Here is a 25003-nt window from a genome sequence, read left to right on the forward strand (position 1 = left end):
TCACGTGCCTTGCAGGTCGTCCGGGCCAGACTGGACGGATCGTCCACGGGCATCGAAGGAGACAGGCATGGACATCGGCATGATCGGGCTGGGCCGGATGGGCGGCAACATGGCCGAACGGCTCCGGCGCGCCGGGCACCGCGTGGTCGGATTCGACCCCTCGCCGAAAGCGCGCGAAGCCTGGACGGGCCGGGGCGGCGAAGCGGTCGCCTCGCTCGATACGCTGGTCGGGCAACTGCAGTCGCCGCGTGCCGTCTGGATGATGGTCCCCGCCGGAGAGATCACCGGGAAGACCGTCACCACGCTGAAGTCCCTGCTCGGCCGCGGCGACGTCCTCGTCGATGGCGGCAACGCCCACTACAAGGACACCCTGCAGCGCGCAGCCGAGCTGCAGGAGGCCGGTATCCACTACGTGGACTGCGGCACCAGCGGCGGCGTCTGGGGCCTGGCCGAGGGCTACAGCATGATGGTGGGCGGCGACGGCGAGGCCGTCGAGCGTCTGCGGCCGGTATTCGAGGCGCTGGCCCCCGCCGCGGACAAGGGGTGGGGCCACGTTGGCCAGGTGGGCTCGGGCCACTTCACCAAGATGGTCCACAACGGCATCGAATACGGCCTGATGCAGGCCTACGCCGAAGGCTTCTCGGTGCTCAGGCACAAGCGGGAGTTCGACCTGAACCTGCACCAGGTCGCCGAGATCTGGCGCGAAGGCTCGGTGGTGCGCTCGTGGCTGCTCGACCTCACCGCAGACGCGTTGAAGAAGAACCCGTCGATGGACGGCATCGCGCCCTACGTCGCCGACTCGGGCGAGGGCCGCTGGACGGTGGCCGAGGCGATCGACCTCAACGTCGCCGCGCCGGTGATCTCGCTCGCCCTGATCGAGCGGCTGCGCTCGCGCGATACCGACTCCTTTTCCGACAAGCTGCTGGCGGCAATGCGCAACCAGTTCGGCGGCCACGCGGTGAAGTCCGAATGAGCGCCGCCCGTTCCCGTCGCCGCGGTCCCGCCACACTGGCCATCGACGTCGGTGGCAGCGGCCTCAAGGCCAGCGTGCTCGGCCCGGACGGAGCGATGCTCTCCAGCCGTGTCCGCGTCGATACGCCTGACGCACCCTCCCCCGACGAACTGGTCGACGCGCTGGTCGCGCTGGTGCTCCCGCTGCCGTCCTTCGATCGCATCTCGATCGGCTTTCCCGGCGTGGTGCGCGACAACCGCGTGCTCACCGCACCGCACTTCGGCAACCAAGCGTGGAAGCACTTTCCGCTGGCCGAGCGTCTTGGCCAGCGTCTGGGCGACAAGCCTGTGCGCCTGCTCAACGATGCCGAAGTCCAGGGCTACGGGGTCATTGCCGGCCAGGGGCTCGAGCTGGTGCTTACCCTGGGCACCGGTCTGGGCTCGGCGCTGTTCCGCGACGGCGAGCTGATGCCGCACATGGAGTTCGCGCAATTTCCCGCGTTCGGCAAGAAAACGATGAACCGCTACGTCGGCAAGGCCGCCCGGCACAAGGTCGGCGGCAAGAAATGGAATCACCGGGTCGAAAAGACCATCGAGGCCTTCCGCACCCTGCTGCAGTTCGACCGGCTCTATCTCGGTGGCGGCAACGCGAAGAAGCTCGACATCGACCTGCCTCCGGATGTGCTGATCGTCTCCAACGAGGCCGGCCTGACCGGCGGCATCCGACTCTGGGACGAGCGTGGCGGCTGACTAGCCCGCGACGCCGAACAGCATGCCCACGCCGGTGGTGATCGCCATCGCCAGGGCGCCCCAGAAGGTGATGCGCATGGCGCCGGTCCGCACACTGGCGCCACCGGTGCGGGCGGCAACGGCACCCAGCAGCGCCAGGAACACCAGCGAAGTACCGAACACCCAGGGCAGCAACCCCTTTGGCGACGCCAGCGCCACGACCAGCAGCGGCAGCACGGCGCCCGCGGCAAAGCTGACCGCCGAGGCAACGGCCGCCTGCAGCGGTCGCGCCTTCAGCGCCTCGGTGATGCCGAGTTCGTCGCGCATGTGTGCGTCCAGCGCATCGTGTGCCATCAGCTGCTCGGCCACCTGGCGGGCCAGTTGCGGATCGAGCCCGCGGCCGACGTAGATCGCCGCCAGCTCCTTGTGCTCGCCTTCCACGTCGGTCTCCAGCTCCTGTCGCTCGCGCTCCAGGTCGGCCTTCTCGCTGTCCGACTGCGAATGTACCGAGACGTACTCGCCCGCGGCCATCGACATGGCTCCGGCCACCAGGCCGGCCGTGCCGGCGACCAGGATCGCCGATTGGCTGGCATGTGCCGCCGCCACGCCCATCACCAGGCTGGCGGTGGACACGATGCCGTCGTTGGCGCCCAGCACGGCGGCGCGCAGCCAGCCCATGCGCTCGGTGACGTGGCGCTCGCGGTGTCGATGATGCATGGATGTCCCCTGTGGTGGCGATCGGTCAGAGCATGCGCCGCAGAGTGTTGTCCTTGCGGCCGAAGTGATGCCACAGCGCCCCGAGGATGTGCAGCCCGATCACGTAATAGAAGATGGTGCCGACCGTGCCGTGGATCTCCTCCCACTGGTGGGCCAGCTCGCGGTTGCCGGGCCCGAACAGCGCCGGGAGCACGGTCACGCCGAAGAAGGTGATCGGATGGCCGCCGATCTGCAGTGTCGCGATGCCCATGATCGGCTGGGCGATCAGGAACAGGTAGAGCGCCAGGTGGGTCACCTTGCTCAACAGGCGGGTCCAGCGATCCGGCGGCGGCAGGATCGGCGGATCGACATGCGCGAACCGTACTGCCAGTCGCGGCAGTACCAGCAGCAGCACCGCGATACCGGCCAGGAAGTGTCCCGCCAGCACATTGCTGCGCAGGGCGCTGCCGCGCGGGAAGACCTCATGCAGATTGATCGCCAGGTAGGCGATCAGCACGAAGGCGAAGATGGTCCAGTGCAGCCAGCGCAGGGCCGGCGCATACCGGCTGGGCGTCGTCGGGGACATCGGGGGTGGACTCCTTGGAGCAGGTCTTGGGTCAGGCGGCGAGCGCCGCATCGACCATCTTATTCGCCTCGGCGATGAGGCTGTGCAAATGGTTCTCGTCACGGAAGCTTTCGGCGTAGATCTTGTAGATCGCCTCGGTGCCGGACGGGCGTGCGGCGAACCAGCCCTGCGCCGTCATCACCTTGATGCCGCCGATCGGCGCACCGTTGCCCGGCGCCTTGTCCAGCACCGCGGTGATCGGATCGCCAGCCAGTTCGGTGCCGGACACCTGCGCTGGCGACAGCTTGCCCAGCCGCGCCTTCTGATCGGCAGTGGCCGGCGCATCGACGCGATCGGAATAAGGCGTGCCGAGATCGGCAGTGATCCGGTCATACAGCTCGCCGGGATCGCGCCCTTCGCACGCGGCCATCTCCGCCGCCAGCAGCGACGGCACCAGGCCGTCCTTGTCGGTGCTCCACACCCCGCCATCCATGCGCAGCAGCGACGCTCCGGCACTCTCTTCACCGCCGAAGCCGAGCGAGCCGTCGAACAGGCCGTCGGCAAACCACTTGAAGCCCACCGGCACCTCGTACAGCCGGCGGCCCAGTCGCGCGGCCACACGGTCGATCAGCGACGTGCTGACCACGGTCTTGCCCACCGCCGCGTCGGCGCGCCAGTGCGGCCGGTGCCGGAACAGGTAATCGACCAGGGTGGCCAGATAGTGGTTGGGCAGCATCAGGCCACTGCTCCTGGCCACGATGCCGTGCCGGTCGTGGTCGGTATCGCAGGCGAAGGCCACGTCGAAGCGGTCCTTCATCGCGATGAGGCCGGCCATGGCGTACTTCGACGAGGGATCCATGCGGATCTTGCCGTCCCAGTCCACGCACATGAAGGCGAAGCGCGGGTCGACCACCTGGTTGACCACGCTCAGGTCGAGCCGGTAGCGCTCGGCGATCGGCCCCCAGTAATGCACACCCGAACCGCCCAGCGGATCGACGCCGAGCTTGAGTCCCGCGGCACGGATAAGGTCGAAGTCGACGATGTTCGCCAGGTCGCTGACATAGCTGGCCACGTAATCGTGCGTGACGACCCGGGGCGAGCGGCGCGCCTGCGCATAGGGAACGCGGCGCACCCCCTTCAGTCCGTCGGACAGCAGTGCATTGGCGCGATCCTGGATCCAGCGGGTGACGTCGGTGTCGGCGGGGCCGCCGTTGGGCGGGTTGTACTTGTAGCCGCCGTCGGCCGGCGGGTTGTGCGAGGGCGACAGCACGATGCCATCGGCCAGGTGTTCGGTGCGCCCCCGGTTGTAGACCAGGATCGCGTGCGAGAGCGCGGGCGTGGGCGTGTAGGGCGTGCCCACCGAGACCATGGCAGTGACCTCGTTGGCCACGAACACTTCCAGCGCATGCTCGAACGCCGGCGCCGACAGCGCGTGCGTATCCATCGCCACGAACAGCGGCCCGTCGATGCCCTTCATCGCCCGGTAGTCGCAGATCGCCTGGCTGATCGCCAGCACGTGGGCGGCGTTGAAGCTGCGCTGCAGCGAGCTGCCGCGGTGGCCGGAGGTGCCGAAAGCGACGCGCTGCGACGGGTCGGCCGGATCGGGCACGAGGTCGGCATAGGCGGCGAGCAGCTGCGGCACGTCGACGAGGATCGAGGCGGGAGCCGGCTTGCCGGCAAGGGAACTGAGTGTCGGGCTCATGGTGTCTCGAAGAAGTTCACGGAATACAGCAGGTGCACGCTGCCCCCCCGTAGGAGCCGCCTTGGCGGCGATGCTCTTGGCTTGTGCAAGGAAAGGCATCGCCGCCAAGGCGGCTCCTACGGGGGGAGGTATCAGGCACCGCTGTCGCGCAGCGCGCGGTAGCGACGGATCAGCGCATTGGTCGAGCTGTCGTGGGTGAGCTCGGGCTCGCCGCGATCGGTGAGTTCGGCCGCGGTGCGCCTGGCCAGCACCTTGCCCAGCTCCACGCCCCACTGGTCGAACGAATCGATGCCCCACACCACGCCCTGCACGAAGGTGGCGTGCTCGTACAGCGCGACCAGCGCGCCGAGCACGTGCGGAGTGAGCCGCTCGGCCAGGAGCGTGGTGCTCGGCCGGTTGCCGGGAAAGGTCTTGTGCGGCACGAGGTCCTCGGCCACGCCCTCGGCGCGCACCTCGTCGGCGGTCTTGCCGAAGGCCAGCGCCTCGCCCTGGGCGATCAGGTTGGCCATCAGCAGATCGTGCTGGTCGCTGCCGTCGGGCAGCGGCAGTGGGCTGAGCGGCTGGCCGAAACCGATGAAGTCGCAGGGAATCAGCCGCGTGCCCTGGTGGATCAGCTGGTAGAACGAATGCTGGCCGTTGGTGCCCGGCTCGCCCCAGTAGATCGCGCCGGTGGCGTAGTCCACGCGGCGGCCGTCCAGCGTCACGCCCTTGCCGTTGCTCTCCATGGTGAGCTGCTGCAGATAGGCGGGGAAGCGCTTGAGGTACTGCTCGTACGGCAGCACCGCCACCGTCTCGGCGCCGAGGAAATCGGTGTTCCAGATCCCGATCAGCCCCATCAGCGCCGGCAGGTTGCGCTCCAGCGGCGCGCTGCGGAAATGCTCGTCCATGGCGTGGAAGCCGGCGAGCAGCTGGCGGAAGCCGTCCGGACCGATCGCCAGCATCGTCGACAGGCCGATCGCCGAATCCATCGAGTAGCGGCCGCCGACCCAATCCCAGAAGCCGAACATGTTGGCGGTATCGATGCCGAACTTCGCCACCTCCTTCTCATTGGTCGACACCGCGACGAAGTGCCGGGCGATCGCCGCATCGTCCTCCAGCGCGGCCAGGCTCCAGCGCCGGGCGGCCTGCGCATTGGCCAGCGTCTCCAGCGTGGTGAAGGTCTTGGAGCAGACGATGAACAGCGTCTCGGCCGGATCGAGGTCGTGCGTGGCTTCGACGAAGTCGATGCCGTCCACGTTGGAGACGAAGCGGAAGGTCATGTCCCGTCGGCTGTAGTGGCGCAGGGCCTCGTAGGCCATCACCGGCCCCAGGTCCGAGCCACCGATGCCGATGTTCACGACATTGCGGATCGGCTTGCCGGTGTGACCCAGCCAGGTCCCACTGCGCACCCTGTCGGCAAACGCGGCCATCCGCTCGAGTACCGCGTGCACTCCGGGGATCACGTTCTCGCCATCCACCTCGACGCTGGCATGCGCCGGTGCGCGCAGCGCGGTGTGGAGCACGGCGCGCCCCTCGGTCGTGTTGATCTTCCCGCCCTCGAACATCGCCCGGGTGCGACCCGCCAGGTCGCAGGCCTCGGCCAGCGCGCGCAGCAGGTGCAGGGTCTCGTCGTCCACGCGCTGCTTGGAGAAGTCCATGTACAGGCCGACCGCCTCGGCGGTCAGGCGCTCGCCGCGCGACGGATCGGCGGCGAACAGTTCGCGCAGGTGGCGCTGGCCCCTGGCCTCGGCATGCGCGCGCAGCGCCTGCCACTCGGGTCGCTGGGTGAGTTCGGGAATCGGGGAAGAAGTCACGGGCGTTCCATCGGAGTGAGGGACGCCGGTCGTCGCGACCCGGCGTCAGGGAAAGGCGGCCTTCTAGAGTAAACCGAAGCCGGTGCGATCAGCGCTTCGCGGGGGGAGGCTCCGATCCGGCGCCGGCCGCATCGGACGCCGGGTCGTGCCAGCCCTCGCCGTCGGTGACCAGCGCGGCCGCGGCGTCGGGGCCCCAGCTGCCGGGCCGGTAGGTGTGCACCGGTTCGGGCAGGTCGAGCACCGGATCGACCACCGCCCAGGCGGCCTCGACACTGGCGTCGGAGGTGAACAACGTGGCGTCGCCGCGCATCGCATCGCCGAGCAGGCGCTCGTAGGGCGACTGCTGGTCGGCGCTCTCGCGCCGGGCCACCAGCTCGACCGACTGCCCGCGCATGGCCGCGCCCGGCTGCTTGACCCGCGTGCTGGCCGAGATCACCACCTCCGGGCTGAGCCGGAAGCGGAAATAGTTCGACTGCGGCGGCTCGACGGTGTCGAAGATCGCCAGCGGCGGCACCTTCAGGTCGACCAGGATCTCGGTGGCCGTGACCGGCAGGCATTTGCCGGTGCGGATGTAGAACGGCACGCCGGCCCAGCGCCAGGTGTCGATGTGCAGGCGCAGGGCGGCGAAGGTCTCCACGTTCGAGTCCCGGGCCACACCGTGTTCGTTGCGGTAGCCGTCGAACTGGCCGCGCACCACGTCCCGGGGCCGCAGCGGGCGCATGCCGCGGAACAGCCGCAGTTTCTCCGCCTGCAGCGAGGCGGCGTCGTGGCCGACCGGCGCGTCCATCGCCAGCAGCGCGGTCACCTGCAGCAGGTGGTTCTGCACCACGTCGCGGATCGCACCGGCCTCCTCATAGAAGCCGCCGCGACCCTGCACGCCGAAGTCCTCGGCCATGGTGATCTGTACGCTCTGCACGTAGTCGCGGTTCCACACCGGCTCGAGGAAGGTGTTGGCAAAGCGGAAGTACAGCAGGTTCTGCACCGCCTCCTTGCCCAGGTAATGGTCGATGCGGAAGATCGCCGACTCGTCGAACGCACCGTGCAGCACGCGGTTCAACGCCCGCGCCGAGGACAGGTCGCGGCCGAACGGCTTCTCCACCACCACCCGTGCGTCGCGCGTGCAGCCGGCTTCGGCCAGTCCCTGCACCACGGTCGGGAACAGGCTGGGCGGAATCGCCAGGTAGTGCAGTGGGCGCCGGGCATCGCGCAACGCCTCGCGCAGTTGCGCATAGGTGGTGTCGTCGGCGTAGTCGCCGTCGATGTACCTCAGCTGCCGGCACAGGCGGGCGTAGGCGTCCTCGTCCACCGTGCCGGCGTGCTCGAGCGACTCGCGCGCCCGCGCCTTCAACTGATCCAGCGACCAGCCGGCCTTGGCGATGCCGATGATCGGCATGTCCAGCTCGCCGTCCTTCAGCAGCGCCTGCAGCGCGGGGAAGATCTTCTTGTAGGCGAGGTCGCCGGTGGCGCCGAAGAAGACGAAGGCGTCGGCATGCGTGTCGGATCGGGTCATGCGGGCTCCCGGGATCGAAAGGAATTGCGTCATCGGCCGAGGAAGGCCGCAACGGCCCATCATGCCCGGCGTGGCGGCAAGCAGGCGTCAAGGTCGCGGCGCGGGTGTAACCTGCGCGGCGCGCCCGGCGAATGATCCGCCGGATTGCCCCGCACCGGGCAGCCAGCCCCTCCACGGAGAGTGCAACGGATGAACAGCCCGAGCCTGGTCGACACAACCCCCGACACCGCCATGACCGCGCCGAGCCGCGGCCGGCTGGTCTACCGTCACCGCTGGCCGATCCGGCTGATGCACTGGATCAACGTGATCGCGCTGTCGATCCTGTTCATGAGCGGGTTGCAGATCTTCAACGCGCACCCGAGCCTTTCGCTGGGCAACCGTTCCGATCCCGGCAAGGAGATCCTGGCGCTGGACGCCCGCATGGGTGCCGACGGCAAGCTGGTGGGCGTCACCCGCATCGGCCGCCACGAGTTCGTCACCACCGGGGTGCTCGGCGTTTCCGCCGGGCCCGACGGGCAGCCGCAGGTACGCGGCTTCCCCTCCTGGCTGACCATTCCCGGTCCGCGCTGGCTGGCGATGGGTCGCCAGTGGCACTTCTTCTTCGCCTGGGTGTTCGTGCTGAACGGGCTTTGCTACCTCGGCTACTCGCTGGCCACGCGGCACTTCCAGCGCGACCTGGTGCCGACGAAGCAGGACTGGCGCGGCATCGGCCGCTCGATCGTCGATCACATCAAGTTCAAGCACCCGCACGGCGAGGAGGCGCTGCGCTACAACATCCTGCAGCGGCTGGCCTACCTTGTGGTGATCCTGGTGTTCGGCATCGGCATCGTGCTGATGGGGCTGGCGATGTCGCCGCGGATGGATGCGGTGCTGTCGCCGCTGGTCGAGGCGGTGGGTGGCCGGCAGAGCGCCCGCACGATCCACTTCATCATCGCCTGGGGCTTCGTCGCCTTCGTGCTGATCCACGTGTTCGAGGTGATCATCACCGGCGCCTTCAACCAGCTGCGCGGCATGATCACCGGCTGGTACCGGATCGACGAGACACCCACTCCCGGCGAAGCCGGCGAGGCCACGGAGAACCGCCATGACTGACCGTCGCTCGTTCCTGCGCCTGGCCATCGGCGGCGCGGCCAGCCTGGTGCTCGCCGGCTGCGACAGGATCTCCGAAAGCAGCTGGGGCCCGAAGGTGCTGAACAAGGCGCAGGGACTCAACCGTCGCGTGCAGGCGCTGCTGGCGCCGTCCAGCGCGATGGCCAAGGAGTACACCGAGGCCGACCTGTCGCCGGTGTTCCGCTCCAACGGCACTGCCATGCCGACCACGCCGGCCTACCAGGCCCTGCTGGCCAACGGCTTCCGCGACTACCGCCTGCAGGTCGGCGGGCTGGTCGACCGGCCGATGTCGTTCTCGATCGACGATCTGAAGCAGATCGAGCAAGTGGCGCAGATCACCCGCCACGACTGCGTGGAGGGCTGGAGCGCGATCGGCAAGTGGCACGGCGTACGGCTTTCGCACGTACTGGACAAGGTCGGCGTACAGGCGAAGGCGCGCTACGTGGTGTTCCACTGCTACGACGAGATGGACCCGGGCGAGCCGTACTACGAGAGCGTGGACATCCCCGAGGCGCGCCACCCGCAGACGCTGCTGGCCTGGGGCCTCAACGACAAGCCGCTGCCGATCAAGAACGGCGCGCCGCTGCGCCTGCGGGTCAGCCGCCAGCTCGGCTACAAGCAGGCCAAGTACATCGCCCGCATCGAACTGGTCGACTCGTTCGCGCACATCGCCGGCGGCAACGGCGGCTACTGGGAAGACTACGGCTACGAGTGGTACGCGGGGATCTGAGCGCCCGCGAGGAGAGCGTCGGGGCTGAAGCCCCTCCCACGGCGAGCCAAGAGCTCACCTACCCCGTAGGAGCGCCAGCGTCATGAAACAGCTGTACGGATCTTCGACGTAACCGTTGAACGGTCCGCACGGCACGAAGCCGGCCGCCGCATACAGCCGATGGGCCGGCTCGAACGCCGCGGCGGTGCCCGTCTCCAGGCTCAGACGGCGATAGCCGCGGCGACGCGCCTCGGCGAGGATGTGATCGAGCATGGCGCGGCCCGCGCCGCGTCGACGGTGCGCGGCTGCGGTGCGCATCGACTTCACTTCGCCGTGCGCGTCGCCCAGCTCTTTCAGTGCCCCGCAGGCCAGCAGGTCGTCGCTATCCCACAGGGTCCAGAAGCTCATCCCGGATGCGCGCAGGCCATCGAGGTCCAGGGCATGGATGCTCTCCGGTGGCGAATGCCGGGCAATATCCGCCAGGTGCTCGCGCAGCAGCGCGTGCACCGACGCGTGCTGCAGATCGTCCAGCCGAATCCGGAAAGCCATCGACCGGTCAGTCGACGGTCGCGTACATCACCGCATGCGCCGGCAGGTGCAGCGTGCCGCCCCCGATGGTTCCCGACGCAAGGCCGTGACCGTCCAGCGGCGAGAGCACGCCCAGCACCGACACGTCGAGCGAGGCGGCCTGCGCCGAGAGGTTGAACGCGGCGAGCACGGTACGGCCATCCAGCGTGCGGGTGAACGCCAGCACCGGCTCGGCCGTGTCGAGGAAACGGATGTCGCCCCAGCACAGGGCCGGCTGCGTGCGGCGCCAGTGCATGAAGGTGCGGAAACCCTTCAATGCCGACACCGGCGCATCCTCCTGCTCCAGCACCGAGCGCGCCGCGTGGTCGGCCGGCACCGGCAGCCACGGCTTGCCGGCACTGAAGCCGGCGTTGGGCTGGTCATTCCACGGCATCGGCGTACGGCAGCCGTCGCGGCCCTTGAAGTTCGGCCAGAACGCGATGCCGTAGGGATCCTGCAGCGACTCGTACGGCACCTCGGCCTCGGTCAGCGCCAGCTCCTCGCCCTGGTAGACGCAGACCGAGCCGCGCAGCGAACAGACCATCGCGGTCAGCAGGTTGGCCAGCTTCGGCGAGGCATCGCCATTGCCCCAGCGCGACAGCACGCGCTCGACGTCGTGGTTGGATATCGCCCAGCACGGCCAGCCCTCGGTCATCTGCGCTTCCAGCCGCTCGACCGTGCCACGGATATAGCTCGCACTGAAATCGTCGGTAAGCAGTTCGAAGCTGTAGCCGAGATGCAGGCGCTTGCCGGTGGTGTACTCGGCCATGGTCGCCAGCGAGTCCTCCGAGGAGATCTCGCCCAGCGCCGCCACTTCGTCGTAGCGATCCAGCAGCGCACGCAGCTGCTCGAGGAACGCGAGGTTCTCCGGCTGCGTGTTGTTGTACCAGTGGCGCTGGAACGCGTACGGGTTGTCCGGGCTGAAGCCGCGCCCCACGCGCTCGTGCGGCGGCTTGGCCGGGTTGTCGCGCAGCAGGGCGTCATGGAAGCAGAAGTTGATCGCGTCCAGCCGCAGCCCGTCGACGCCGCGGTCGAGCCAGAACTTCACGCTGTCCAGGATCGCCTCGCGCACCGCCGGGTTATGGAAGTTGAGGTCCGGCTGCGAGGTGAGGAAGTTGTGCAGGTAGTACTGGCCCCGCCGCGGCTCCCACTGCCAGGCGCAACCACCGAACAGCGACAGCCAGTTGTTCGGCGGCGTGCCGTCCTCGCGCGCATCGGCCCACACGTACCAGTCGGCCTTCGGGTTGTCGCGGCTCTGTCGACTTTCCTGGAACCAGGCGTGCTCGATCGAGGTGTGGCTGAGCACCTGGTCGATCATCACCTTGAGGCCGAGGCGGTGCGCCTTGGCCAGCAGCCGATCGAAGTCGTCCAGCGTACCGAACAGCGGGTCGACATCGCGGTAGTCGGCGATGTCGTAACCGAAATCGGCCATCGGCGACTTGAAGAACGGCGAGATCCAGATCGCATCGACGCCGAGGCTGGCCACGTAGTCGAGCCGCTCGATGATGCCCGGCAGATCGCCGACACCGTCGCCGTTCGTGTCCAGGAAACTGCGCGGATAGATCTGGTAGATGACGCCTCCGCGCCACCACGGTTGCTTTTGCATGTATTGATCCCGGCGAACGCGCCCTGCCCCTGTGCGGGCTCGCGCGTGCTGCGTTGGAGTGCAGCGATGGCTGGGGAGCTTAAAGGTGCGTCCATCACCTTCCGATGGGTCTGCATACGTATTCATCCCGCGCACTCGCGCGCCACGCAGAGCGCTTGGCATGATGCATCGCGGCATCCGCCCCAGTCCCCGGCGTTGTCACGTTGCCGGCGAATGCATCGGAAAGTTCGCCCCACGGCCGTTTTGGACGCGCCAACGCCCTCGCCTCCCGACCTGCGCAGTTGCAACATCCAGGCGACCGCGTCGGCTCGGCCGATTTCGGCGGCGACTCGCGGGCAGACAGGCATCCGATCGTCCATGCAGGTGGCCTGTCCGGCCCCGCCCGATCACGCAGGAAGAGTGACCTTCGATATCGCGGAAGCCGCGCCACAGAAGGCGCAGGGCAATATCGTCGTCTGGACGTCCATACCGCTTCGACGGTGCCGCGCAGCCGGCATGCACGGCATTCCGAAGTCGTTCGAGGCCACTCTGCGCCGGATGCGCTGCCACCTGCCGTCGAGGCCGGCAAAGGCCATGGCCGCGACTCGACTTTGCGGCGACGCACCAACGCCCACAAGCCCAGCAAAGAAGCCACGCAAACGTTTTCCTGGATTCATTTGTATTGCATTGCCGCAAGGAAAAATATCAATTGCAACAAAGCGATAGAGGGGCGCCGGGTTGTTATGAATACGTATGCAGGTTTGCTCGCAAGCGAGTAGGGCAGGACTAACATCCCGCCCCGACGGCAAACCACAAATGTCGTTCGCAACGGGCAGACCGGATCACTCATCCAACGGTACTCCCGGCGAAATCAAATCGATTTTCCAAGGGGAGGCGTACATGTTGAATCTCAAGCGCAATCTGCTGAGCGCAGCGCTGGCATCGGCCATGTTCATGGTGGCCACGCACGCGCAGGCGGATGCAGCAACGGCCGCGGGCCAGCAGTCCAGCGACACTTCGCAGAGCTCGGACCAGGCCACCGGCAAGGACACCAAGACGGCCGATGGCAAGCAGCGCCCCAGCAGCGCCACCAAGCTGCAGTCGGTGGAAGTGAGCGGCTTCATCAGCTCCCTGGAGAACTCCACTGCGGTCAAGCGCAACGCCGACTCGATCGTCGAGGCGGTGTCCGCCGAGCAGATCGGCAAGCTGCCGGGCGTGTCGATCGCCGACACCCTGGGGCGCCTGCCGGGCCTCGCGGTGCAGACCGTCAGCGGTCGCCCGCAGGTGCTGACCATCCACGGCCTGGGTCCTGACTTCTCCACCGCACTGGTCAATGGCGGCCAGCAGGTGTCGACCTCCAACAACCGCGACGTGCAGTTCGATCAGTATCCGTCGAGCTGGTTCAACACCGTGGTGGTGCACCTGAGCCCCTCGGCCAACCTGATCGGCCAGGGCCTGGCCGGCACGGTCGACATGCAGACCATCCGTCCGCTCGAGAAGTCCAAGCCGGAAGCCGCACTCAACGCGCGCTACGTCTGGAACGACATGTCCGAGCTGTCCCCCGGCAAGGGCGTCAGCAACAAGGGCTACAACCTCAACGGCGTGTGGGTGAACCAGTTCGCCGACCACACCATGGGCGTGACCCTGGGCGTGGACTTCGAGTCCAACCCGGCGGAGATCCAGCACCAGGCTCCCTGGGGCTACCCGACCGACAATTCCGTTGCGGCCGGCAACGGCGTGGTGGGTGGCTCGAAGAACTACGGCATCTCCGACACGATGAAGCGCAACGGTCTGCTCGCCACGTTCCAGTGGGAGCCGAACGAGCACTACACCGGCACCATCGACATGACGTACGACAACTTCAAGGAAGTGCAGCAGGCCAAGGGCATGGAGCTGCCGCTCGCCTGGGGTTCGGCCACGCTGCAGCCGGGCTACACCGCCAGCAACGGCCTGATCACCAGCGGCACCTACACCACGCTGTCGCCGGTGATCCGCAACGACTACAACCAGACCAGCGCCCGGGTCTACAACCTCAACTGGGACAACAAGTTCCACATCAACGACAACTGGTCGGCCGACCTCGTGGGCAACTACTCGCGCGCCACGCGCCGCGACATCAACCTCGAGAGCTATTCCGGCCTGGGCTTCAACAAGTCCGGCCCGACCGACACCATCGGCTTCGTCGAGCAGGGCAACGGTCTGCTGTACGTCAACCCGTCGTATGACTACACCAACGGCATCGTGCTGACCGACCCGCAGGGCTGGGGCGGCGGCAACGACGTGGTGCAGGCGGGCTTCATCAATGCGCCGCACACGGTCGACTACCTGGCCAACCTCAAGCTGGCCGTCGAGCGTGACTTCGTCAGCGGCCCGTTCTCCAGCCTGGAGTTCGGCGTGGCGCACAGCGAGCGCCACAAGTCCTACCACATCGACCAGACCTTCCTGACCCTGGGCGGTGGCACCATCAGCGGCGGCAGTGCGGTCACCTCCGCGCCGTTCAGCGGCTCGACCTGCAGCCCGCTGGCCTGGATGGGCATCAGCCAGCAGCTCTGCTACGACCCGCTGGCCGAGATCGCCAACGGCACCCTGGTCGGCGTACCGACCTTCGGCTCTTCGCTGTCCACTCCGCCGGACTGGAAGACGAAGGAGAAGGTGCTGACCCCGTACTTCCAGTTCAATCTGGACACCTACCTGGGCAACGTCAGCCTGCGCGGCAACTTCGGCGTGCAGATGCAGCACACCTCGCAGAGCGCCGAGGGTGAGCGAGTGGCCCCGGGCAGCGCGGTCACCGGCGACGCGATCACCCTGATCCCGGTCAAGGGGAGCACCAGCTACAACAAGTACCTGCCCAGTGCGAACCTGATCTTCGGCCTGACCCAGGATGACGACTTCCGCGTCAGCGCGGCCCGCACCCTGGCCCGTCCGCGCATGGACCAGATGAACGCCAGTCTCTCGGTGAGCGGCAACATCACCCACCTGTCGTCGACCGATCCGAACCAGGCCTACTTCAGCGCGTCCGGCGGCAACCCGAAGCTGAAGCCGACCATGGCCGACAACTACAACGTCAGCTATGAGCACTACTTCTCCGGCGGCAGCAGCTTCCAGTGCGGCTCCAGTGACCAGAAGAACTCGGACCTGTGCCGCACCGGTGGCGGTGGCTACTTCGCGGTGTCGGGCTACTTCATCGCGCTGCATGACTACATCAACCCGAACTCGGCGTTCCTGTACGACTTCAGCTCGTTCCTGCCGTTCGGCCTGACCTCGGCCCAGCTGGCCCAGCTCGGCACCACGCTGGGCACGGTGTCCGGCCCGGAGAACAACGGCCGCGGCTACGTGAAGGGCGCCCAGGTCACGTTGAACCTGCCGTTCAACCTGATCGCCCAGCCGCTCGATGGCTTCGGCACGATCCTCACCGCCAACCGCACCAAGAGCTCGCTGGTCTACCCGGGCAACCCGAACCCGATCACGGTGCCGGGCCTGTCCAAGTGGGTCGCCAACGGCACGCTGTACTACCAGCATGCCGGCTTCGAGGCGCGCATCAGCGACAGCTACCGCTCCAGCTTCCTGGGCGAGGTGTCGGGCATAAGTGCCTCGCGCATCGAGCAGACGGTGGGTGGCGGCAGCACGTACGACGCGCAGGTCAGCTACACCTTCGACCACGGCCCGCTGAACGGCCTGACGGTGATCGCGCAGGGCTCGAACCTGTCGAACAAGATCTTCACCACCTATCAGAACAACGACCCGCGCCAGGTGCTGACCTGGGAACGCTACGGCCGTCGTTACGAGGTGGGCGTCTCCTACAAGTTCCAGTAAGCCGCAAGGCTTCCTCCCCGAGCCCCGTTGGTTTCCAGCGGGGCTCTTTTTTTGACAAGCCTGCGACGGGACGCTAATCAGCTTCCCGTCACGGCGCAGGAATTCCTCCATGCAAGCCAACCCGATCCAGCGCGTGGTCATCGTCGGCGGCGGCACCGCCGGATGGATGACCGCCGCCCTGCTTTCCCGGGCCATCGGCCCACGGCTGGCCATCACGCTGGTCGAATCGGACGAGATCGGCACCGTCGGCGTCGGCGAGGCGACGATTCCGCAGATCCGCCACGTCAACGCCTTCCTCGGCATCGACGAAGACGAACTGATGCGTGCCGTGAAGGGCACCTTCAAGCTGGCGATCCAGTTCAACGACTGGCACCGGATCGGCGACTCCTACCTGCATGCCTTTGGCGATATCGGGCTGCCGCTGGGCCTGGTACCGTTCCAGCACTACTGGCTGCGCGACCGGCAGGAACGCGGCCAGGCGGCGCCCGACCTCTGGTCGTATTCGATCAACGCGCAGGCCTGCGCCCAGCATCGTTTCGGCCGGCTGGACCGGATCGGCTCCAGCCCGATGACCGGCACCCGCCACGCCTACCATCTGGATGCCGGCCTGTACGGCCAGTACCTGCGCCAGCGCTGCGACCCGCGCCAGGTGCAGCGCATCGAGGGCAAGGTGGTCGACGTCAAGCTGCGCGCGGACAACGGCTTCATCGAGTCGCTGCAACTGCAGGGGGGCGTGCGGGTCGAGGGCGACCTGTTCATCGACTGCTCCGGCTTCCGCGGCCTGCTGATCGAGGGGGCGCTCAAGGCCGGCTACGACGACTGGACGCAATGGCTGCCGTGCGACCGCGCGGTCGCGGTACCGAGCGAGCGCGTGGCACCGATGCGGCCCTACACCCAGGCCAGCGCGCGCGCCGCCGGCTGGCAGTGGCGCATCCCGCTGCAGCACCGCAACGGCAACGGCCACGTGTTCTGCAGCCGGTTCATCAGCGACGACGAGGCCACCGCCACCCTGCTGGCCAACCTCGACGGCGCGGCGCTGGCCGAGCCCCGCGTGCTGCGCTTCACCACCGGCGCGCGCCGCCGCTTCTGGATCGGCAACTGCGTGGCGCTGGGCCTGGCCAGCGGCTTCATGGAACCGCTGGAGTCGACCAGCATCCACATGATCCAGTCCGGCATCAGCCGGCTGATCTCGCTGTTCCCGGACCGGCATTGCGACCCGGCGCTGAGCGAGGAATACAACCGCCAGACGCGCTTCGAGTACGAACGCATCCGCGACTTCCTGGTGCTGCACTACCGCGCCACCGAACGCGACGACACCGCGTTCTGGCGGCATTGCCGCACCATCGCCATGCCCGAGGGACTGGCCGAGCGCATCGAACTGTTCCGCCGCAGCGGACAGGTCTTCCGTCACGGCGACGAGCTGTTCACCGAGGTAGGCTGGCTGCAGGTCATGCTCGGCCAGGGCATCGCCCCGCAGGCCTGGCATCCGGCGGCCGACGCACTGCCCGCTGCGGAGCTGGAAGGCTTCCTCGGCAACATGCGCACGCTGATCCAGCGCGCCGTGGCCACCTTCCCGGAGCACGGCCAGTTCGTCGCGACGCACTGCCGCGCGACGTACTGAGCTCGCGCCCTACCCCGCAGCGCGCAGCCGCTGCAATCGCGGCGCCACCATCGGCACGGTGAGCATGGTGGAGGCCACGGCCATCAACAGCAGCGCGGTGAAGGTATCGCCGGTGATGATGCCGCGATCCAGCAGCACGTTGACGAAGATGATCATGATCAGCGCCTTGGTCTGCAGCAACCAGCCGACCAGCCAGGCCTCGCCACGGCTCCAGCCCAGCCAGCGCGCCGCAAGATGCACGCCGGCCAGCTTGCCCATGACCTGTGCCGCCAGCAGCAGGCCGGCCGCGGCGAACACCGCACCGCCGCCTACACTCCAGTGCGTGCGCAGGCCGGTGGAGAGGAAGAACACCGGCATCACCACCAGCAGCACGTGATGGCGCAGCAGGTCCAGCGCTGGGCCATCGAAACTGTCGCGGTCGGTGACCGCACCGGCGAGGAAGGCACCGACCATGAAGTGCAGGCCGGCACGATCCGCGGCCAGGGCGCAGAGCGCCAGCCAGATCAGTCCCACGTACCAGCGGTCGGCCGCCGGCAGCCGGCGCATCAGGCGGCGGAATACCCAGGCCACCGGCACGAACAGCGCGAGAAAGGCGAGCTGCAGGCCGATCCGCTGCCAGTCCACCAGGATCACCGCCAGCACCGCCCAGATCGCCACGTCGTCGAGGCTGGCGTAGCGGAGCACGCGCTGCCCGAACGGCTCGCGCAGGATCGCCAGCTTCTCCATCAGCAGCAACAGGATCGGCAGGGCGGTCACCGCGCAGGCCATGCCGACCCCCATGACGAACTGCCAGCGCGCGCCATGCGGACCGATCCAGCCGTCACGCCATTGCAGCAGCACCAGCGCGGCCAGGGCTCCCGCCAGCAATGGCACTCCGAGTGCCAGGCCAGCGGTGATCCCGCACTCGCGCCGCTGCCGCCATACCTGACCCAGGTCCAGCTCGATGCCGGCGATCCACACGAAGACCATGACCGCCCACCAGGCGATGCCGTTGAGCGCCTGGATCACGCCCGGGTCGAACACCGTGGCGTAGTAGGCGGGAAAGACCGCGCCCAGCACGCCCGGACCGAGCAGGATGCCGCAGACGATCTGCACCACCACCAGCGGTGCGACGTATTCCGTGCGTCCGATCCGCCACAGCAGATACGGCACGGCAAGGATCAGCAACATCGCCAGCAGGAACAGATCGGTCTGGTGCATGGAGCGCTTCGGCAGATGGCGAGCGGCGATCATCCCCGATCCATGCCCAGGCCGTGAAGAGCTTGCGAATCTTCCGCACTGCACCACGGAAAACCGCACAACCACGCCGATGAATACGTATGCAGCACGGCCGCACGGAGCGGGCACCGGCCTACCATGGGTGCCGCTTTGGACGTCCGAACGACATCACGCTTCGCGTCGTTCGCGCCGCCGTCCGTCGACCGCCGGGGAAACCGTCTTGATCCGTTCCGTCACGCTCTCGTCGCTGCTCGCATCCGCCCTGCTGCTGGGCGGCTGCGCCACGGCACCCGCACCGCGATCCCCGGTCGCGCAGGCGCACGCCCAAGCCGCATCCTCGCCGCGCTCCGGTGTGTACTACGAGATCTTCGTGCGCAGCTGGTACGACACCAACGGCGACGGCATCGGCGACCTCAACGGCGTCACCGCCAAGCTCGATTACCTCAAGTCGCTGGGCGTGAGCGGGATCTGGCTGATGCCGATCAACCCGTCGCCGAGCTACCACGGCTACGACATCACCGACTACGAGGCGATCAACCCGCAGTACGGCACGATGGCCGACTTCGAGCACCTGCTGGCCGAGGCGCACAAGCGCGGCATCAAGGTGATCATCGATCTGGTGATCAACCACACCAGCAACGAGCACCCGTGGTTCCAGGCCGCGCAGGATCCGCGCGACCCGCATCACGACTGGTACAGCTGGGCCACCCCCGGCACCGACCTCACGGCGAAAAGCGCCGCTGGCGACAAGGCGTGGCAGGCACTGCCGGACGGGCGCCACTACCTGGGCATCTTTTCCCCGGGCATGCCCGATCTCAACTACGACAACCCGGCCGTGCGCCAAGCGATGGTCGACGTCGGCCGGTTCTGGTCGCGCAAGGGCGTGGACGGTTTCCGTCTGGACGCTGCGCGCCACATCTACCTGAACTTCCAGTCGCAGGAAGGCGACCCGGAAGTTCTCAGGGAAAACCTCGCCTGGTGGCAGCAGTTCATGCGCGGGGTGCGCGCGGTGAATCCGGACACCTACGTGGTCGGCGAGGTCACCGAGAGCAGCTGGCAGCAGCTCGCTCCCTGGTACGGCGCGCTCAGCGCGGTGTTCGACTTCCCGCTCGCCACGCGGCTGATCGACGCGGCGCGCAGCGGCGAGGCCGGCGACCTCGCCGAACGGCTGCAGCAGCGCTATGCCGGCTTCACGGCCGGTGCCGGCCACGAAGGCGCCGATGCGCCGTTCCTGTCCAACCACGACCAGAACCGGGTGATGAGCCAGCTCGACGGCGACGCGGCGCACATGCGCATGGCCGCGGCGATGCTGCTCACCCTGCCCGGCCATCCGTTCGTGTACTACGGCGAGGAGCTGGGCATGCGCGCCGTGAAGCCCGATCCCGACCTGCGCGAACCGATGCGCTGGGAGCGCAGCCCGCACGCTGCGGGCGAGGCGACCTGGGAGCCCGGCAACGCCGCCAACGGTCCGGACGTATCGGTGCAGGCCGAACTGGCCGACCCCGGCTCGCTGCTGGCCGACTACCGCATGCTGATCCACTGGCGCGAACAGGTCGGCGCCCTGCGCGACGGCACGCTGACCGCATTCGCCAGCGGCAACACCCACGTGGCGGGCTGGCAGCTGCAGGACGCGGACTCGCGCGTGCTGGTGCTGCACAACCTGTCCGGCCAGCCGCAGTCGGTGGCGCTCGGCGCCGCGTCGCCGTTCCATGCGATTCGCCTGGCCAGCCGCGACGGCGTGCGACTGCACGACCAGCGCGTCGACCTTCCCCCCGACACGTCGGTGGTGCTCGAGTAAGCGCCCCGATCGTCGCCCCGCCCCACGCACAGAGGATGTCCGTCTTGACCCGTCGATCGCACCGCACGCTCGCTCCGCTGGCCCTGTTCGGCCTGATGCTCACGCCGCTGGCCAGCGCCATCGCGGCCACCGCTGCGCCGGCCACGGTGGACCACGGTCAGCTGCGGATCCCGCTGGGCGCGGACCGGGTGACGGTGGATTTCGTCGCGCCGGACGTGGTGCACGTGCATTACCTGCCGGGCGGCAAGGGCGGCCCGGCGACCCTGGTACTCGATCCCAAGGCACCGAACACGCCGCTCGCCGACGTGCGCGTGCAGAACGACAAGGACGCGATCACGCTGTCCACCGACGCGGCCAGCGTGCGCTACGACCGCAGCAGCGGCGCACTGCGCCTCGACGCTCCCGGGCACGCCGGGTTGCTGACCCAGGCCGATCTCGCCTCGCTCCGCAACGGCGCCATCACGCTGGCCCACGACGCGTCGGATCCGCTCTACGGCATCGGCGGCTACACCGCATTCCAGAAGGATGTCAGCACCGGCCTGCTGCGCCAGGGCAAGCAGAAAATCACGGCCGGCGAGCAGGGCCACGCCGGTGCGCCGCTGGTCTGGAGCAGCGCCGGCTACGCCGTGCTGGTGGACACCATCGGCGGCCAGTTCAATCTCGCCCACGGCCGCATCCAGGCCAGCGGCAGTTCGCGCAAGGACACCGACTACTACCTGATCGTCGGCGCGCCGAAGACGATCTTCCGCGCGGTGGCGGACCTCAGCGGCCACTCGCAGCTGTTCCCGAAGTGGGCGATGGGCTTCACCAACAGCCAGTGGGGCATCGACCAGAAGGAACTGCTGTCGATCGTCGACACCTACCGCGCCAAGCACATCCCGATCGACAACTTCACGCTGGACTTCGACTGGAAGGCCTGGGGCGAGGACTGGGGCGAGTTCCGCTGGAACACCACCAAGTTCCCCGACGGCCCGGACGGCAAGCTCAAGCAGATGCTGGACGCCCGCGGCATGCACCTGACCGGCATCATGAAGCCGCGCGTACATGTGGACACGGTCGAGGGCCACTACGCCACCGCGCATGATTTCTGGTCGCCGGCCAGCAAGGAAGGCCCGGACTACTTCTCGAAGAAGCCGATCCGCGAACTGGATTTCGACAAGCCGGCTGTGCGCGACTGGTTCTTCAACGACCACCTCAAGCACTCGTTCGACACCGGCATGATCGGCTGGTGGAACGACGAGGCCGACGACATCGGCAGCGACACCCAGTTCACCAACATGGAGCGCTCGCTATACGACGGCCAGCGCGCCTACTCGCCGCTGCGCGTGTGGTCGATCAACCGCAACTTCTACCTCGGCGCGCAGCGCTACGCCTACGGCATGTGGTCCGGCGACATTCCCACCGGCTTTCACAGCATGGCCGGCCAGCGCGCGCGCATGCTCAGCGCCATCAACGTGGGCGAGATGCAGTGGGGCATGGACGGCGGCGGCTTCAGCCACGGCACGCCGACGCCGGAGAACTACGCGCGCTGGATCGAGTTCGGCGCGTTCACGCCGATCTTCCGCGTGCACGGCGAGTTCGGCCAGAAGCGCCAGCCCTGGGTCTACGGCCCGGTGGCGGAGAAAGCCGCCACCGCGGCGATCCGCCTGCGCTATTCGCTGATTCCCTACATCTACAGCTACGAGCACACCCGCCACGTCACCGGCGTGGGCCTGGTGCGGCCGCTGGTGTTCGACTGGCCGAACGATCCGAAGGTGCGCAACGACGTCGCGTCTTGGATGTTCGGCGAGGGCCTGCTGGTCTCGCCGGTGGTCGACGAGGGCCAGACGGCCAAGACCATCTACCTGCCCGCCGGCCAGTGGACCGGCTGGTTCGACGGCAAGACCTACGCCGGCGGCCGGAGCATCACCGTGCCGGTGGATGCGAAGGGCTGGAGCGACATTCCGCTGTTCGTGCGCGCCGGCGCGATCATCCCGATGCAGCCGGTGATGGACTACGTCGGCCAGCGTCCGGTGCCGGAGGTGGCGGTGGAAGCGTTCCCGGCCAGCGCAGCGACGCACTTCACCTACTACGACGACCAGGGCGACGACTACGCCTACGAGCGCGGCGACTATTTCGCGCAGCCACTGGCCATCCAGCGCACCGGCAACGGCGCCACCGTGAGCACCTCGGCCGCCGAGGGCAGCTACGTGCCGCCGGTGAAGACCTATCTGTTCAAGGTGCACGGCGGCGCGGCGAGCGCCGTCACCGCCGGCGGCCGGGCGCTGCCGCACGCGGCCAGCCTCGAAGCACTCGAGGCCGGTCCGCAGGAGGGCTGGACGACCGGCACCGACCGCTTCGGTGCCGTGACCTACATCCGCGTGCCTGCGGCGCAGGCACGCCAGTTCGTGCTGGTTTGGGGGAACACGCCGGGATAAGCCCCGGCCGCACCCCGGGAGGGAGTGGTCGACAAACAGCATCGGGCGCCCCGGGGGGAGCGCCCGACGGGGTCGCTTGCTCCCGATTTGCCCCGGCCATGCCGGCCGGGGTCACCTTCGGAGGAGAAAGTCGATGTTCGGAAACACGAAGTGCCCGCATGACCGGCGGCGGCAACGCGCCCGCCGCATCCTTCCGCTGACGCTCGCGGCGATCCTCGCCGGGGCCTGCGCATCCCCCTCGGCCTCGGCCGCATCGAACGACAACAACGTGGAGTGGAACGGCCTGTTCCACGACCAGGGGCCGATGTTCGACAACCACGTCGAGCCCACCGCCAGCCAGTCCGTGACGCTGACCTTCCGCACCTTCAAGGGCGATGTCACCGGCGTCAACATCAAGTATTACGACAGTGCCGACAGCCAGTTCCACGTGGTTGCGATGCACTGGGCGTCGAACGATCCGACCGGCGTGTTCGACTACTGGCAGGGCACGATCCCGGCCTCGGGCTCGGAGAAGTACTACCGCTTCCAGGTCACCGACGGCACGGCGACCGCCTGGTACAACGCGGCGGGCATCAGCGCGTCCGAACCCGGTTCCGGCGACTTCTTCATCATCCCCGGCTTCACCACGCCATCGTGGATGAAGAACGGCGTGATGTACCAGATCTTCCCGGACCGCTTCTACAACGGGAACACCGCCAACGACGTGACCAACGGCCAGTACACCTACGCCGGCTGCGCCACCGAGAAACACGCCTGGGGTTCCAGCGTCTATGCCAACGTCAGCGGCTGCAACACGGCCGTGTTCTTCGGCGGTGATCTGGCCGGCGTCGACCAGAAGCTCGGCTACATCAAGAACACGCTCGGCGCGAACATCATCTACCTCAACCCGATCTTCCTCTCGCCGAGCAACCACAAGTACGACACCGAGGACTACATGACGGTGGACCCGGCGTTCGGCAGCAACAGCACGCTGCAGACGCTCAGCGCCGACATCCACTCCACCGGAAACGGTCCGAAGGGTTACCTGGTGCTCGACGGCGTGTTCAACCACACCGGCGACACCCACAAGTGGTTCGACCGCTACAACGGGTGGACCAGCATCACCGGCGCCTACGAGTCGCAGTCCAGCCCGTATTACGGCTACTACACCTTCCAGAGCTGGCCCAACACCTACTCGGCATTCTTCGGCTTTTCCTCGATGCCGAAGCTCGACTACGGCGCCAGCGGCTCGGCGGTGCGCAACGCGATCTACGGTGCGTCGACCTCGGTGGTGAAGACCTACCTGAAGTCGCCCTACTCCATCGACGGCTGGCGCCTGGATGCCGCGCAGTACCTCGATGCCGGCGGCGGCAACGGCAGCGACGCCACCAATCACCAGATCATGGCCGAGCTGCGCACCGCGGTGAAATCGGTCAATGCCAACGCCGACATTCTCGGCGAGTTCTGGGGCAACGCCGGCCCGTGGACCGACGACGGCGCCGAATGGGACGGCGCGATGAACTACGACGGCTTCACCCAGCCGGTGTCGGAGTGGATCACCGGACAGGACTACTCGGGCAACAGCGCCTCCATCCCGGTCTCGCAGTTCGACAGCTGGCTGCACGGCACGCGGGCCAACTACCCGACCAACGTGCAGCAGGTGATGAGCAACTTCCTCTCCAGCCACGACATCACCCGCTTCGGCAACCGCGCCGGCGGCGACATCTGGAAGACCTACCTCGCGCTGTTCTTCCAGATGACCTATGTCGGCACGCCGACGATCTACTACGGCGACGAGTACGGCATGCAGGGCGGTGCCGACCCGGACAATCGCCGCACCTTCGACTGGACCGTGGGCACCTCGACCAACAGTGCCGTGGCGCTGGCGCACAAACTGATCGCCATCCGCAACGCCTATCCGGCGCTGCGCACCGGTTCGTTCATGACCCTGCTCACCGACGACACCCACAAGCTGTACGCCTACGGTCGTTTCGACGCCAGCAACCGCATCGCGGTGGCGCTCAACAACGACAGCACTTCGCACTCGATCACCGTACCGGTGTGGCAGCTGAGCATGGCCAATGGCAGCACGGTGACCGAGCTGATCTCCGGCACCCAGTACACGGTGCAGAACGGCGCGGTCACGTTGACCGTCAACGGCCACTACGGCGCGATCCTGGCGCAATGAGCCATCCACCCGTGGCGGCTCCGGCCGCCGCGGTTTTCCGCGCGTGCCGGCG

The 25003-nt window shown here is 67.8% G+C and carries 17 protein-coding genes; 9 read left to right on the forward strand and 8 right to left on the reverse strand.

Annotated elements, in window-relative coordinates:
• Positions 1-4 precede the first annotated feature (4 nt).
• Both gnd and C693_RS0109655 read left to right on the forward strand, forming a co-directional pair.
• The gene (gene gnd / locus C693_RS0109650; protein WP_277813085.1) at positions 5-973 is read left to right on the forward strand and encodes a phosphogluconate dehydrogenase (NAD(+)-dependent, decarboxylating); all 969 of its coding nucleotides are present in this window, start codon (positions 5-7) and stop codon (positions 971-973) included.
• On the forward strand, positions 970-1701 hold the full coding sequence (locus C693_RS0109655; protein WP_017462065.1) for an ROK family protein: 732 nt from the start codon (positions 970-972) through the stop codon (positions 1699-1701). The genes gnd and C693_RS0109655 overlap by 4 nt, the downstream gene beginning before the upstream one ends.
• On the opposite strand, the gene C693_RS0109660 is transcribed toward C693_RS0109655, so the two are convergent.
• The 5 genes from C693_RS0109660 to zwf all read right to left on the reverse strand — a co-directional run bounded on the left by C693_RS0109660 (position 1702) and on the right by zwf (position 7946).
• Entirely contained in the window at positions 1702-2397 is a 696-nt protein-coding gene (locus C693_RS0109660; protein ID WP_017462066.1) for a VIT1/CCC1 transporter family protein, read from the reverse strand.
• Positions 2398-2422: 25 nt separating this feature from the next.
• Positions 2423-2962: a cytochrome b gene (locus C693_RS0109665; RefSeq protein ID WP_017462067.1), complete on the reverse strand. Its 540-nt coding sequence runs from the start codon at positions 2960-2962 to the stop codon at positions 2423-2425.
• Between the two features lie 31 nt (positions 2963-2993).
• Positions 2994-4643: a phosphoglucomutase (alpha-D-glucose-1,6-bisphosphate-dependent) gene (gene pgm / locus C693_RS0109670; protein WP_017462068.1), complete on the reverse strand. Its 1650-nt coding sequence runs from the start codon at positions 4641-4643 to the stop codon at positions 2994-2996.
• Between the two features lie 131 nt (positions 4644-4774).
• Entirely contained in the window at positions 4775-6436 is a 1662-nt protein-coding gene (gene pgi / locus C693_RS0109675; protein WP_017462069.1) for a glucose-6-phosphate isomerase, read from the reverse strand.
• Between the two features lie 88 nt (positions 6437-6524).
• Entirely contained in the window at positions 6525-7946 is a 1422-nt protein-coding gene (gene zwf, locus C693_RS0109680; protein WP_017462070.1) for a glucose-6-phosphate dehydrogenase, read from the reverse strand.
• Positions 7947-8135: 189 nt separating this feature from the next.
• Here zwf and C693_RS0109685 point away from each other — a divergent pair, with 189 nt between their 5' ends.
• Positions 8136-9038, forward strand: coding sequence for a cytochrome b/b6 domain-containing protein (locus C693_RS0109685; protein WP_017462071.1), 903 nt, complete (start codon positions 8136-8138; stop codon positions 9036-9038).
• Positions 9031-9786 (forward strand): molybdopterin-binding protein, encoded by a 756-nt coding sequence (locus C693_RS0109690; protein ID WP_017462072.1) that lies wholly within the window; start codon positions 9031-9033, stop codon positions 9784-9786. Before C693_RS0109685 ends, C693_RS0109690 begins: the two co-directional genes overlap by 8 nt.
• Before the next feature lie 54 nt (positions 9787-9840).
• Here the strand turns inward: C693_RS0109690 and C693_RS0109695 are convergent, their stop codons facing one another.
• A complete protein-coding gene (locus C693_RS0109695; protein WP_017462073.1) occupies positions 9841-10314 on the reverse strand; it encodes a GNAT family N-acetyltransferase in 474 nt (157 codons plus the stop codon).
• A 7-nt stretch (positions 10315-10321) separates the two neighbouring features.
• A complete protein-coding gene (locus C693_RS0109700; protein WP_017462074.1) occupies positions 10322-11938 on the reverse strand; it encodes an alpha-glucosidase family protein in 1617 nt (538 codons plus the stop codon).
• A gap of 879 nt (positions 11939-12817) precedes the next feature.
• On the opposite strand from C693_RS0109700, the gene C693_RS0109705 reads away from it, so the two are divergent.
• Together C693_RS0109705 and C693_RS0109710 are read left to right on the forward strand one after the other, a co-directional pair.
• Complete coding sequence (locus C693_RS0109705; RefSeq protein ID WP_017462075.1) at positions 12818-15730, forward strand: TonB-dependent receptor; 2913 nt, start codon at positions 12818-12820, stop codon at positions 15728-15730.
• 109 nt (positions 15731-15839) lie between these two features.
• Positions 15840-17351 (forward strand): tryptophan halogenase family protein, encoded by a 1512-nt coding sequence (locus C693_RS0109710; RefSeq protein WP_017462076.1) that lies wholly within the window; start codon positions 15840-15842, stop codon positions 17349-17351.
• 9 nt (positions 17352-17360) lie between these two features.
• Here the strand turns inward: C693_RS0109710 and C693_RS0109715 are convergent, their stop codons facing one another.
• Positions 17361-18584, reverse strand: a complete 1224-nt coding sequence (locus C693_RS0109715; protein WP_017462077.1) for a cation:proton antiporter — start codon at positions 18582-18584, stop codon at positions 17361-17363.
• Positions 18585-18789: 205 nt separating this feature from the next.
• On the opposite strand from C693_RS0109715, the gene C693_RS0109720 reads away from it, so the two are divergent.
• From C693_RS0109720 to C693_RS0109730, 3 genes are all read left to right on the forward strand, one after another.
• On the forward strand, positions 18790-20367 hold the full coding sequence (locus tag C693_RS0109720) for an alpha-amylase family glycosyl hydrolase (protein ID WP_017462078.1): 1578 nt from the start codon (positions 18790-18792) through the stop codon (positions 20365-20367).
• A gap of 35 nt (positions 20368-20402) precedes the next feature.
• Positions 20403-22784 (forward strand): TIM-barrel domain-containing protein, encoded by a 2382-nt coding sequence (locus tag C693_RS0109725; protein WP_026107310.1) that lies wholly within the window; start codon positions 20403-20405, stop codon positions 22782-22784.
• Positions 22785-22917: 133 nt separating this feature from the next.
• Positions 22918-24951, forward strand: a complete 2034-nt coding sequence (locus C693_RS0109730; RefSeq protein WP_017462080.1) for a glycoside hydrolase family 13 protein — start codon at positions 22918-22920, stop codon at positions 24949-24951.
• Positions 24952-25003 lie beyond the last annotated feature (52 nt).

This window comes from Dyella ginsengisoli LA-4, from assembly GCF_000334915.1.
GTDB classification, from domain to species: Bacteria; Pseudomonadota; Gammaproteobacteria; order Xanthomonadales; family Rhodanobacteraceae; genus Dyella_A; species Dyella_A ginsengisoli_A.